We start from the raw sequence: 13192 nt of genomic DNA on the forward strand, positions 1-13192 counted from the left end.
GAAAAACTTTTTAATAAAAATAAAATTTACATTAGTTTGTTTAAACTTTTTTTGTAATTTGGTTTAATATTTTTAATTTTTTGATATTAGAAGATGAATAAAGAGCAGTCGGAGTTATATAGATCATTAAAGAAAATATTTGGTTTTAACCAATTTAAGGGTCTACAAGAAGCAGTTGTAAAAAGTATTATGAATGATGAAAATACTTTTGTAATAATGCCTACAGGTGGGGGTAAATCTCTATGTTATCAATTACCTGCATTAATGAAGGAAGGTACCGCAATTGTTGTGTCGCCATTAATAGCACTAATGAAAAATCAAGTGGATGCTATTAGAGGTATTTCAGAACATCATGGAATAGCACATGTGTTAAATTCTTCCCTGAATAAATCTGAAGTAGCCCAAGTAAAGGCAGACATTGAATCAGGAATTACAAAATTATTATACGTAGCGCCAGAATCATTAGTAAAAGAAGAGTACGCAGCCTTTTTGAGAGGTCAAAATATTTCTTTTGTAGCTATTGATGAAGCTCATTGTATATCAGAATGGGGGCATGATTTTAGGCCTGAGTATAGAAATTTACGTACTATTATAAAACAAATTGATAATGTACCAATTATAGGTTTAACAGCTACTGCTACTGAAAAAGTTCAAGAAGATATTTTAAAAACATTAGGTATGAGTGATGCTAATGTTTTTAAAGCATCTTTTAATAGACCTAATTTATTTTATGAAGTACGTCCAAAAACAAAAGATATTGAAAAGGATATTATTCGTTTTATTAAAAAAAGAATAGGTAAAACAGGTATAATATATTGCTTAAGTCGTAAAAAAGTAGAAGAAATAGCGCAAGTTTTACAGGTAAATGGTATTAATGCTCTTCCGTACCATGCAGGGTTAGATGCTAAAAAAAGAGCACGACATCAAGATATGTTTTTAATGGAAGATTGTGATGTAATTGTAGCTACAATTGCTTTTGGAATGGGTATTGATAAGCCAGATGTTCGTTATGTTATTCATCATGACATACCTAAAAGTTTAGAGAGTTATTATCAAGAAACAGGTAGGGCAGGACGTGACGGAGGAGAAGGTTATTGTTTAACATTCTATTCATATAAGGATATTGAAAAATTGGAGAAGTTTATGGCAAATAAACCTGTTGCAGAGCAAGAGGTAGGCCATGCCCTTTTACAAGAAGTCGTTGGGTATGCAGAAACATCTATGAATAGGCGTAAATATATTCTTCATTATTTTGGTGAAGAATTTGATGCTGTAAATGGAGAAGGTGCAGAATTGGATGATAATATGAGAACTCCAAAAAAACAACACGAAGCAAAAGATGAAGTTAAAACATTATTATCTGTAATTAAAGATACTAATGAAATGTATAAGCCAAAAGAAATAGTTAATACAATAATTGGAGCTGAAAATGCTTTATTAAAGTCACATAAAACAACAGCACAACCTTTTTTTGGCATAGGAAAAGATAAAGATAATCATTATTGGATGGCGTTAATTCGTCAAATATTAGTAGTTGATTTAATAAAAAAAGAAATAGAGCAATATGGAGTTTTAAAACTTACTGATAAAGGAAAAGAGTTTATAGAAAACCCTAAATCATTTATGATGACTGAAAATCATGTGTATGCAACAGATGATGAAGGAATTATAATTTCTACAAGTAAATCATCAAACGTTGGTATAGATACAAAATTGGTAACAATGTTAAAGGATTTGCGTAAAAGTGTTGGTAAACGTTTAGGCGTTCCTCCATTTGCAGTATTTCAAGATCCTTCATTAGATGATATGGCGTTGAAGTACCCAATGAATTTAGAAGAATTATCTAAGGTTCATGGAGTAGGAGAAGGTAAAGCTAAAAAATTTGGTAAAGATTTTGTAAAATTGATAACAAGTTATGTCGCAGAAAATGATATTATGCGTCCTGATGATTTAATTGTAAAAAGTACTGGTGTAAATTCAGGTTTAAAATTATTTATCATTCAAAATACAGATCGTAAATTGCCTTTAGAAGATATTTCAAAATCTAAAGGATTGGCAATGCACGAACTTATTAAAGAAATGGAAGCTATTGTTTTTTCAGGAACAAAGTTAAATATTGATTACGCTGTTGAAGACTTGTTAGATGAGGATCAACAGGAGGAAATACATGATTACTTTATGGAGTCTGAAACTGATAAAATTCAAGATGCTTTAGATGAATTTGATGGTGATTATGATGAGGATGAATTACGCTTAATGCGTATTAAATTTACGAGTGAGATAGCTAATTAAATTAATGTTTTTTATTAAAAATATTAATTTTATCAATAGTTGTGGTAGAATCACATCTGATTACATATAAACTTATATATTTTAAGCTATCTTTTCCTAAAATTAAATATTCAGGGCAATTTTTTAAACGGGGTTTGCTTTTTCCAAAATTAACATCACCATGTTTTAAAATAGTAGCAATAGTGGTACTATCAATATTGGTATTTATTAAAACCTGTTTTGCTTTATCGGAAAATAAACGCTTTCTTATTCTAATTGTTTTTAAGGTACGAGCATCCATACCATAATCAAAAGAAACATCTTTTCCTTTCCAAATAAACAGTACGACTAATGATCCAAAAATTAATCCAATAGCGTAATAACCAAAACGTTTTAATAATTGCATAGTAAAATTTTATAGCGGTAAAAGTAAGTAAAAAACAGCTTACAAAATTAATAAATTTATTTCCCTGTAAGGTAAGTCAAACCAATCAGCTACAGTTCTATTTGTTAAAATGCCATGATAAAAATACATACCATTTCGTAAACTTTTATCGTATCGAGCAGCGTTTTCAAAACCTCCTTCTTCTGCAATATTTAATAAATAAGGTGTAAAAATATTACTAATTGAAACTGAAGCAGTACGCGCATATCTAGAGGGTATATTAGGTACACAGTAATGAATTACACCGTGTTTTTTAAATGTAGGTTTACTATGTGTTGTAATTTTTGATGTTTCAAAACATCCACCTCTATCAATACTTACATCAACAACAATAGCACCATCTTTCATTTGTTCTATCATTTCTTCTGTAACAATAACAGGAGATCGGTCTTTACCTCTAATAGCACTAATAACAACATCACACCTCATTAATGCTTTTAATAAGGTTTTGGGTTGAATTGTAGAAGTGTAAATTGGTGATTGAATACCGTGTTGTAATTTTCTTAGTTTTGTAATAGAATTATCAAAAACTTTTACTCTTGCACCTAAGCCAATAGCTGCTCTAGTGGCAAATTCACCAACTGTACCTGCACCTAAAACAACAACGTCAGTAGGTGGAACTCCACTAATATTACCTAGTAATAATCCGTTACCACCGTTTGATGTAGTCATTAACTCAGCAGCTATATGTATAGAGGCAATACCTGCAATTTCACTTAATGATTTTACGATGGGGTATACTTCATGATCATCCTTTATATAGTCAAAAGCTACGGCAGTAATTCGTTTTTTAGCTAAAGCTTCAAAATATTTTTTATCTCGTGTTTTTAACTGTAAAGCAGATATTAAAACAGTTTTAGGATTTAATAGTTTAATTTCATCTAAAGAAGGAGGTGCTACTTTTAAAACAATATCACAGCCAAAAGCTTCTTTAATATCATAAGATATTTTAGCACCAGCTTCAGAGTATTCATTATCACTATAATTGGCACCTTCTCCAGCACCAGTTTCAATAACAATTTTATGGCCATGTGTAACTAAAGCAGAAACAGCGTCAGGGGATAAGCTAATTCGTTTTTCTTCAAAATGAGTTTCTTTAGGTAGTCCAATTAATAATTCACCTTTTTGTCTTTTTATTTCAAGCATTTCAGGTTGTGGCATTAATTGTTCTTTTGAAAAAGGAGAGATAGAACTCATTATAATTGATTGTTTTTTAGTTGAATATTACGTTGCCCATTTTCTAAAAGATTAATTTTTATAGCAACAGCCTTTAAAGGTAATAAATTTTTAACATTTTCAGGCCATTCTATTAGGCACCAATTATTACTGTATAGATAGTCCTCGATTCCTATATCATAAGCTTCTTCTTCATTTTCAATGCGATAAAAATCAAAATGATAAATAATATCGTTATTTTTTGTACGATACTCATTTACAATAGAAAAAGTAGGAGAGTGTACAATGTCTTGAATACCTAAACTTTTACATATTTCTTTTATTAAGGTAGTTTTACCAACTCCCATATTACCATGAAATAATAATACTTTGTGCTTAGTATTTTTAATAATTTTATCTGCAATTTTTGGTAATTCCTTTAGTGAGTAATTTATATTCATAATAATTAAAAATAATAAACAGTTAAATGATAAAAACTAATTTTACTGAGTCTCAAAAATAATATTTCAATTATTAAAAACTAATTTTTATTTAGGTTTATAAATAGCACAAGGTATAATTATTTCTTCAAGTGATATACCACCATGTTGATAGGTGTTTTTAAAGTATTTAACAAAGTGATTATAATTATTTGGATAGGCAAAAAATAAATCTTCTTTAGCAAAAATAAAAGGACTGTTGATAGCAACGCTTGGTAAAAATATATCTTTAGGATTTTTAACAGCAAAAACATCTTTTTCTTCATAGCTTAAACTTCTACCTGTTTTATAGCGTAAATTTGCACTGATGTTTTTATCGCCAACTACTTTTGTAGGTGTTTTAGAGTTTATAGTACCATGATCTGTTGTTATAATAAGTTTTTGACCAAGTTTTTGTGCTTTTTGAATAATATCAAATAAAGGTGAGTTTTTAAACCAACTAACGGTTAAAGATCTGTATGCTTTATCATCTCCAGCAAGTTCTTTTATTACCTCCATTTCAGTTTTAGAATGTGATAACATATCAACAAAATTATATACTACAATTGTTAAATCATTCTGTTTTGTTCCATTATAATTATCGGCTAATTCTTTACCGCTTTTAAGTGATACTATTTTGTAGTATTCATGTTTAATATTTAAGCCTAATCTTTTTATTTGTGCATCTAGAAAATCAGGTTCATTTAAATTTTTACCTCCTTCATCAGTGTCGTTTTTCCATAAATCAGGATGTTTTTTCTCCATTTCTAAAGGCATTAATCCAGAGAATATTGCATTACGTGCATACTGGGTAGCTGTAGGTAAAATACTATAATAAGAGTGTTCTTCTTCTTTTTTATAATAATTATTTAGAAAAGGTTCAAGGACTCTATATTGATCATATCTAAGATTATCTATCACTACCATTAATAAGCCTTGATTTTTTGATAGTTCAGGAACTACAAAATCTTTAAATAAAGTGTGAGAAAAAGTAGGTTTATTATAACTAGTTAGCCATTCTTGATAGTTTTTTTTAATAAATTTAAAAAATTGTGAATTTGCTTCAGATTTTTGAGATTCTAAAATGGCTAACATTCCAGTATCATTAATATTTTCTAACTCTAGCTCCCAATGAACTAATTTTTTATACAAATCAGTCCATTCTTCATGAGAGTTAACCATAGATAAATCCATAGAAATTTTTCGAAATTCCTGTTGATAATTAGAAGTTGTTTTTTCTGATACTAATCTCGAATGATCTAAATTTTTCTTTAAACTTAATAATATTTGATTCGGGTTAACAGGCTTTATTAAGTAATCAGCTATTTTAGAACCAATAGCCTCTTCCATAATATATTCTTCTTCACTTTTAGTTATCATTACAATAGGAAGATTTGCATTTTTTTGTTTTATCAGGGCAAGTGTTTCCAGGCCAGTAATTCCGGGCATATTTTCATCTAAAAAAACAATATCAAAATTTTGCTGTTCAACTAAATCTATCGCATCCGCGCCATTTGTAGAGGTAGTTACTTGGTAGTTTTTTTTTTCTAAAAATAGAATATGTGGTTTTAATAAATCAATCTCATCATCAACCCAAAGTATTTGTATGTTTTTCATATTTTTATAATTTACATTAAAATAACGCTAAAAAAGCAGTTTGTTGCATCAGTAAAAGCTAAAAATACGTTAATAAAGCTTTTGTTAATTTGGTTTTGTTGATTAATTATGATTATTTTGTATAAATTCAAGTATTTATAAAATTTTGAAGAAGCAAAAAACGAATAAGTTAAAAATTATTAATGACCCTATTTATGGTTTTATAACGATTCCTAATTCATTAATATTTGATATTATTGAGCATCCCTATTTTCAGAGATTAAGAAGAGTTGCTCAAATGGGCTTATCTAATATGGTTTATCCTGGAGCTAATCACACTCGTTTTCATCATGCAATTGGTTGTATGCACTTAATGCAAAAAGCAGTGTATGTATTAAGAAATAAAAATATAGCTATTTCAGAAGCAGAAGCAAATGCATTATATGTTGCTATTTTATTACATGATATTGGTCACGGAGCTTTTTCTCATGCATTAGAACATAGTATAGTTAGTGAAATTTCACACGAAGAAATTTCCTTGAAATTTATGAGAGCATTAAATAATGAGTTTGATGGCCAGTTAAGTTTAGCAATTCAAATTTTTGAAGGACAATATCATCGAGAATTTTTATATCAACTTATATCAAGTCAATTAGATATTGATAGGTTAGATTATTTAAAAAGAGATAGTTTTTATACAGGAGTTACAGAAGGTAATATTTCATCAGATCGTTTAATAGCAATGATGAATGTTGTGAATGATGAATTAGTGATAGAACAAAAAGGAATTTACTCTGTAGAACAATTTATTATTGCCCGTCGTTTAATGTATTGGCAGGTATATTTGCATAAAACAGGATTGGTTGCTGAGAATACATTGGTTAATGTATTAAAAAGAGCTAAAGAATTAGCTATGAAAGGTATTGAAGTACCTGCTGGAAAAGCATTAAAATATTTTCTATATAACCCTATATCAAAAAATAATTTTACAAACAGTACTTTAAAAATATTTTCAGAATTAGATGACTACGATGTTATGTCTGGAATAAAAGAATGGATACACCATGATGATTTTGTACTTTCATCTTTAGCTAAAATGATAATTCACCGAAATCTTTTTAAAATTGAAATTCAAGATAAACCTTTTAAAGAAGCGTATAAAGATAAAATTTATAAAAAAATAATAGCTAATACAGCTATCAAAGACGAGGATATTAATTATTTTGTTTTGTCAAATAAAATAAAACATCAAGCATATAATACTAATAAACCTATTCAAATTTATACAAAAAAAGGAAAGTTAAAGGATATTGCAAAAGCATCAGATCAGTTAAATTTAAAAGCTTTAACTAAACCTGTAATAAAATATTATTTATGTTATCCTAAAAAAAATAAATTAGTTCAATTGTTAAACAAATCTAACAATAAGTAATTAAACAAAAATAATTACTTTTGCAATCAATGAAATTTACAGCAAAACAAATAGCAGACATTTTAGAAGGAGATGTAGTAGGTGACTTTAATATAGAAGTATCTAAACTTTCTAAAATTGAAGAAGGTATAGAGGGGTCATTAAGTTTCTTATCTAATTCTAAATATAATACTTATATATACACTACAAAAGCATCTGTAGTTATAGTAAATAAGTCTTTTAAGCCAGAAAAAGAAATAGAAACAACCTTAATAATTGTTGAAGATGCTTATCAAGCATTTTCAAAGTTATTAGCTTTTTATAATGAAGTTAAAAACAATAAACAAGGTCGTGAAAACCCACACTTTATAGCAAGTACAGCTTCTGTAGGTGTCAATGAATATATAGGTGCATTTGTATATATTGGAGAAAATGTAGTACTTGGCGATAATGTTAAAATTTATCCTAATGTTTATATTGGCGACAATGTTAAAATAGGAAATAATTCAACTATTTATGCAGGTGTAAAAATATATTCAGAAACAGAAATAGGAATGCATTGTAAAATTCATTCAGGTTGTGTTATAGGTTCAGACGGTTTTGGTTTTGCACCTACACCCAGTGGTACATATGAAACAATACCACAAATAGGAAACGTTATTATTGAAGATAATGTTGATATAGGTGCTAGTTCAACAATTGATAGAGCAACACTTGGGTCAACAATTATAAGAAAAGGGGTAAAATTAGATAATCAAATACAAGTTGCTCACAATGTAGAAATAGGTAAAAATACAGTGATAGCCTCTCAAACAGGTATTGCAGGTTCTACTAAAATTGGTGAAAATTGTATGATTGGTGGGCAAGTAGGTATTGTTGGTCATATAACTATTGGTAATAATGCCAGAATACAAGCACAATCAGGTGTAGGTAAAAGTATAAAAGAGAAAGATGTAGTTCAGGGAACACCTGCTTTTGGTTATTCAGATTATAGTAAATCATATGTTTACTTTAAGAATTTACCAAAATTAGCATCTAAAATAGATAAATTAGAAAAAGAGTTAAATGCTCAAAAAGTAAAAAATGAGTAAGCAACAAAGAACAATACAAAATGAAATTACATTAACTGGTGTAGGATTACATACAGGTAATGAAGTAACAATGGTATTTAAACCAGCTCCAATAAACCATGGATATGCTTTTGTTAGAGTTGATTTAGAAGGAACACCTACAATTCAAGCAAAAGCTGAATATGTAACCAATACTCAACGAGGTACAAACTTAGAGCATAAAGGGGTGCAAATTCAAACTTCAGAGCATGTTTTGGCAGCTGCAGTAGGACTAGAAATAGATAATTTAATTATAGAAATTAATGCGTCTGAACCCCCTATAATGGATGGTTCTTCTAAGTTTTTTATAAAAGCATTAGAAGATGCTAAAGTGGTAGAACAAAATGCAGAGGTAGAAGAATATGTGGTAAAAGAAATTATATCATATAAAGATGAAGCTACAGGAAGTGAAATTATTTTAATGCCATCTGATGAGTATGAAGTAACTGCAATGGTAGATTTTGGTACTAAAATTTTAGGTACTCAAAATGCTACTTTAAATAAAATTTCTGATTTTAAACAAGAAATTTCTGCAGCAAGAACATTTAGTTTTTTACATGAAATTGAAATGTTATTAGATAATGATTTAATTAAAGGAGGAGATTTAAATAATGCTATTGTATATGTAGATAAAGAATTATCAGAAAATACAACACAAAAGTTAAAAAAAGCTTTTAATAAATCAGATATTAAAATACAAAGTAACGGAATTTTAGATAATCTAGAATTACATTGGGCAAATGAAGCAGCACGACATAAATTATTAGATGTTGTAGGTGATTTAGCTTTAGTTGGTACACGTATAAAAGGTAAAGTTATAGCAAACAAACCAGGACATTTAATTAATACATTATTTGCTAAAAAATTAGCAAAAATGATTAAACTAGAGAAACGTAATTATGTTCCTCAATACGATTTAAATAAACCACCTTTAATGGATATTCATAAAATAATGGATATTTTACCTCATAGGCCACCATTTTTACTGATAGATCGTATTTTAGAATTATCAGATACTCATGTTGTAGGTATGAAAAATGTAACTATGAATGAGCCTTTTTTTACAGGTCATTTTCCAGGAGCTCCAGTAATGCCAGGAGTTTTACAAGTAGAGGCAATGGCACAATGTGGAGGTGTTTTGGTTTTAAATACCGTACCAGATCCAGAGAATTATTTAACTTATTTTATGAAAATGGATAATGTTAAATTTAAACAAAAAGTACTTCCAGGTGATACTTTAACTTTTAAATGTGAATTAATAACGCCTATTAGAAGAGGAATTTGTCATATGAAAGCCTTTGGGTATGCAAATAATAAAGTAGTTGTAGAGGCCGAATTAATGGCGCAAATAGCAAAAAAACAATAATTTTATGAATCAACCACTAGCATACGTACACCCACAAGCAAAAATAGCTAGAAACGTAGTAATAGAACCCTTTACAACAATACACTCAAATGTTGAAATAGGTTCAGGAACTTGGATAGGTTCTAACGTTACTATTATGGAAGGAGCTCGTATAGGTAAAAATTGTAGAATTTTTCCAGGAGCTGTTATATCCGCAATACCACAAGATCTAAAATTTAATGATGAAGAAACCACTGTTGAAATAGGTGATAATGTTACCATAAGAGAATGTGTTACTATAAACAGAGGAACATCAGATAGAATGAAAACTGCTATTGGTGATAATTGTTTGATAATGGCATATTGTCATATTGCTCATGATTGTTTTGTTGGTGAAAATTGTATTTTTTCAAATAATACAACCTTGGCAGGTCATGTAACTATAGGAGATAATGTAGTATTAGCAGGTATGGTTGCTGTACATCAATTTGCTTCAATAGGTAACCATGCTTTTGTAACAGGAGGATCTTTAGTACGTAAAGATGTACCACCGTATGTAAAAGCTGCGCGTGAACCTTTATCCTATGTAGGAATAAATTCTGTTGGTTTACGTAGACGTGGATACGAAACAGAAAAAATTAGAGAAATTCAAGATATTTTTAGAATTCTATTTCAAAAAAATTATAATAATTCACAAGCAATTGATATAATTGAAGCAGAAATGGAAGCTACTTCAGAACGAGATGAAATTATTCAGTTTATAAAAGATTCAAATCGTGGAATTATGAAAGGATACTTCAAATCAAATTAATTATATAAGTTACATAGTAAGTAAATGCAGTAACTTAAAAATACAATAAATATAATGGCTACAACATCAGATATTAAAAACGGATTATGTATGAGATACAACAACGACATTTATAAAGTTGTTGAATTTTTACATGTAAAACCAGGAAAAGGACCTGCTTTTGTTAGAACAAAATTAAAAAGTGTAACAAACGGTAAAGTTGTTGATAATACATTTCCATCAGGAAGGAAAATTGACGACGTTAGAGTTGAAACACATAAATTTCAATATTTATATAAAGAAGGAGAAACGTTTCATTTTATGAATCAGGAGGATTATTCTCAAATAACTTTAGAAAAAAGTGCTTTAGATGCTCCAGAATTAATGAAAGAAGGTGAGGTTGTTACAATTATTATCAACTCAGAAGATGAAATGCCTTTATCGGTAGATATGCCAGCAAGTGTAATTTTAGAAGTAACACATACTGAACCAGGCATAAAAGGGAATACAGCTACAAATGCAACAAAACCAGCAACAGTTGAATCTGGAGCAATTGTAAATGTACCTCTTTTTATAAATGAAGGTGATAAAATTAAGGTAGAAACCACTAAAGGTACCTATCAAGAACGTGTTAAAGAATAAACCAATTTCCGCTTTGGCGGAAATTTATTTTTACAATGAAATTTAAAAAAGCACAAACATTAGCGCAAATAGCTACCTTATTGAAGGTAGAATTTATTGGTGATAAAAATTTTCCTATACAAGGAATAAATGAAATTCATGTTGTAGAGGCAGGAGACATAGTTTTTGTTGATCATCCTAAATATTATGAAAAAGCATTAAATTCAGCAGCAACAACAATTTTAATTAATAAAAAAGTAGCTTGCCCTGTAAATAAAACATTGTTAATTTCTGATGACCCTTTTCGCGATTTTAATAAAATAACAACACATTTTAATCCATTTATAGCGTCAAAAGAAAGTATTTCACAAAGTGCTATTATAAAACAAAATACTATAATTCAACCAAATGTTTTTATAGGAGACAATGTTTTTATTGGTGAAAATTGTGTAATTCACCCAAATGTAACTATTTATAGTAATACAATTATTGGCAATAATGTTACAATTCATGCAAACACTGTTATTGGAGCAGATGCTTTTTATTATAAAAATAGACCTGAAGGATTTGATAAATTAATTTCTGGAGGAAGTGTAGTTATAAAAGATAATGTAGATATTGGAGCTTCTTGTACTATAGATAAAGGAGTAACAGGAAATACAACTATTGGTATAGGAACTAAAATAGATAACCAAGTTCATATTGGGCATGACACTATTATTGGTGAAAAATGCTTAATTGCTTCGCAAACTGGTATTGCAGGTTGTGTTATTATTAAAGATCAAGTTACAATTTGGGGGCAAGTAGGAACAAATAGTGGTATTACTATTGGTGAAAAAGCTATTATACTAGGTCAAACAGGTGTAACAAAATCAGTTGAAGGAGGTAAAACCTATTTTGGAACGCCAATTTCAGAATCAAGAGAAAAGTTAAAAGAAATAGCAGGAATTAAGCGATTTTTAAAAGAACAAAAAAAGAACTAAAAATTTTCACAAATCAATATCAAACGATTACTTTTGTGAAGCAAAATAAAAATAAAAATCCATGAGTGTTTTAGTAAATAAAGATTCAAAAATTATTGTACAAGGTTTTACTGGTAGCGAAGGAACTTTCCACGCTGGTCAAATGATTGACTACGGAACAAACGTAGTTGGAGGTGTAACTCCAGGTAAAGGAGGTCAAGAGCACTTAGGTAAGCCAGTTTTTAATACGGTTGATGAAGCTGTGCAAAAAGTAGGAGCAGATACTTCTATTATTTTTGTACCACCAGCATTTGCTGCTGATGCAATTATGGAATCTGCAGAAGCAGGTATTAAAGTTATTATTTGTATTACTGAAGGAATTCCTACAGCTGATATGGTAAAAGTAAAAGCTTATATTGATCAATTAGATTGTACTTTAATAGGTCCTAACTGTCCTGGTGTTATTACTCCAGATGAAGCTAAAGTTGGTATTATGCCAGGTTTTATATTCAAAAAAGGAAAAGTAGGTATTGTTTCTAAATCAGGAACTTTAACTTATGAAGCAGCAGATCAGGTTGTAAAACAAGGATTTGGAATTACAACTGCAATTGGTATTGGTGGAGATCCAATTATTGGAACTACAACAAAAGAAGCAGTAGAGTTATTAATGAATGATGACGAAACTGAAGCAATTGTAATGATTGGTGAAATTGGTGGTAATTTAGAAGCAGAAGCTGCTCGTTGGATTAAAGCTGATGGTAATCGTAAACCAGTTATAGGTTTTATAGCAGGTCAAACTGCACCAGCTGGTAGAACAATGGGGCATGCAGGTGCAATTGTAGGTGGTGATGATGATACAGCACAAGCTAAAATGAAAATTTTAGCAGAAAATGGAGTTCACGTTGTTGAATCTCCAGCTAAAATTGGTGAAATGGTAGCAAAAGTTTTAGCATAATTTTATACGTATAAAATATAATTGTTAAAGTATATATAATATTTTTTTAAAGA

Annotated in this window: 12 protein-coding genes; 8 read left to right on the plus strand and 4 right to left on the minus strand. The window is 29.2% G+C overall.

Annotated elements, in window-relative coordinates:
* Nucleotides 1–93 precede the first annotated feature (93 nt).
* Nucleotides 94–2292, plus strand: a complete 2199-nt coding sequence (locus ACN5J4_RS00705) for a RecQ family ATP-dependent DNA helicase (protein ID WP_418650251.1) — start codon at nucleotides 94–96, stop codon at nucleotides 2290–2292.
* Nucleotide 2293: 1 nt separating this feature from the next.
* Here the strand turns inward: ACN5J4_RS00705 and ACN5J4_RS00710 are convergent, their stop codons facing one another.
* The 4 genes from ACN5J4_RS00710 to ACN5J4_RS00725 all read right to left on the minus strand — a co-directional run bounded on the left by ACN5J4_RS00710 (nucleotide 2294) and on the right by ACN5J4_RS00725 (nucleotide 5967).
* Nucleotides 2294–2677 carry a DUF4258 domain-containing protein gene (locus tag ACN5J4_RS00710; protein ID WP_418650252.1) on the minus strand — a complete coding sequence of 128 codons (384 nt, stop codon included), beginning with the start codon at nucleotides 2675–2677 and terminating at the stop codon, nucleotides 2294–2296.
* 39 nt (nucleotides 2678–2716) lie between these two features.
* Nucleotides 2717–3913: an alanine dehydrogenase gene (locus tag ACN5J4_RS00715; RefSeq protein WP_418650253.1), complete on the minus strand. Its 1197-nt coding sequence runs from the start codon at nucleotides 3911–3913 to the stop codon at nucleotides 2717–2719.
* The gene (gene tsaE, locus ACN5J4_RS00720) at nucleotides 3913–4332 is read right to left on the minus strand and encodes a tRNA (adenosine(37)-N6)-threonylcarbamoyltransferase complex ATPase subunit type 1 TsaE (RefSeq protein WP_418650254.1); all 420 of its coding nucleotides are present in this window, start codon (nucleotides 4330–4332) and stop codon (nucleotides 3913–3915) included. The genes ACN5J4_RS00715 and tsaE overlap by 1 nt, the downstream gene beginning before the upstream one ends.
* Before the next feature lie 87 nt (nucleotides 4333–4419).
* Nucleotides 4420–5967, minus strand: a complete 1548-nt coding sequence (locus ACN5J4_RS00725) for a response regulator (RefSeq protein ID WP_418650255.1) — start codon at nucleotides 5965–5967, stop codon at nucleotides 4420–4422.
* A 145-nt stretch (nucleotides 5968–6112) separates the two neighbouring features.
* On the opposite strand from ACN5J4_RS00725, the gene ACN5J4_RS00730 reads away from it, so the two are divergent.
* From ACN5J4_RS00730 to sucD, 7 genes are all read left to right on the plus strand, one after another.
* Nucleotides 6113–7378: an HD domain-containing protein gene (locus tag ACN5J4_RS00730; RefSeq protein WP_418650256.1), complete on the plus strand. Its 1266-nt coding sequence runs from the start codon at nucleotides 6113–6115 to the stop codon at nucleotides 7376–7378.
* Between the two features lie 29 nt (nucleotides 7379–7407).
* Nucleotides 7408–8448 (plus strand): UDP-3-O-(3-hydroxymyristoyl)glucosamine N-acyltransferase, encoded by a 1041-nt coding sequence (gene lpxD, locus ACN5J4_RS00735; protein WP_418651122.1) that lies wholly within the window; start codon nucleotides 7408–7410, stop codon nucleotides 8446–8448.
* Nucleotides 8441–9832, plus strand: a complete 1392-nt coding sequence (locus tag ACN5J4_RS00740) for a bifunctional UDP-3-O-[3-hydroxymyristoyl] N-acetylglucosamine deacetylase/3-hydroxyacyl-ACP dehydratase (protein ID WP_418650257.1) — start codon at nucleotides 8441–8443, stop codon at nucleotides 9830–9832. The genes lpxD and ACN5J4_RS00740 overlap by 8 nt, the downstream gene beginning before the upstream one ends.
* Before the next feature lie 4 nt (nucleotides 9833–9836).
* Nucleotides 9837–10622, plus strand: a complete 786-nt coding sequence (lpxA, locus tag ACN5J4_RS00745; protein WP_418650258.1) for an acyl-ACP--UDP-N-acetylglucosamine O-acyltransferase — start codon at nucleotides 9837–9839, stop codon at nucleotides 10620–10622.
* A gap of 54 nt (nucleotides 10623–10676) precedes the next feature.
* On the plus strand, nucleotides 10677–11243 hold the full coding sequence (gene efp, locus ACN5J4_RS00750) for an elongation factor P (RefSeq protein WP_418650259.1): 567 nt from the start codon (nucleotides 10677–10679) through the stop codon (nucleotides 11241–11243).
* Nucleotides 11244–11278: 35 nt separating this feature from the next.
* A complete protein-coding gene (locus ACN5J4_RS00755) occupies nucleotides 11279–12205 on the plus strand; it encodes a UDP-3-O-(3-hydroxymyristoyl)glucosamine N-acyltransferase (RefSeq protein WP_418650260.1) in 927 nt (308 codons plus the stop codon).
* A gap of 61 nt (nucleotides 12206–12266) precedes the next feature.
* Complete coding sequence (sucD, locus tag ACN5J4_RS00760; RefSeq protein WP_418650261.1) at nucleotides 12267–13139, plus strand: succinate--CoA ligase subunit alpha; 873 nt, start codon at nucleotides 12267–12269, stop codon at nucleotides 13137–13139.
* Nucleotides 13140–13192: the final 53 nt, after the last annotated feature.

It is taken from the genome of Tenacibaculum aestuariivivum (genome assembly GCF_964507685.1).
GTDB classification, from domain to species: Bacteria; Bacteroidota; Bacteroidia; order Flavobacteriales; family Flavobacteriaceae; genus Polaribacter; species Polaribacter aestuariivivum.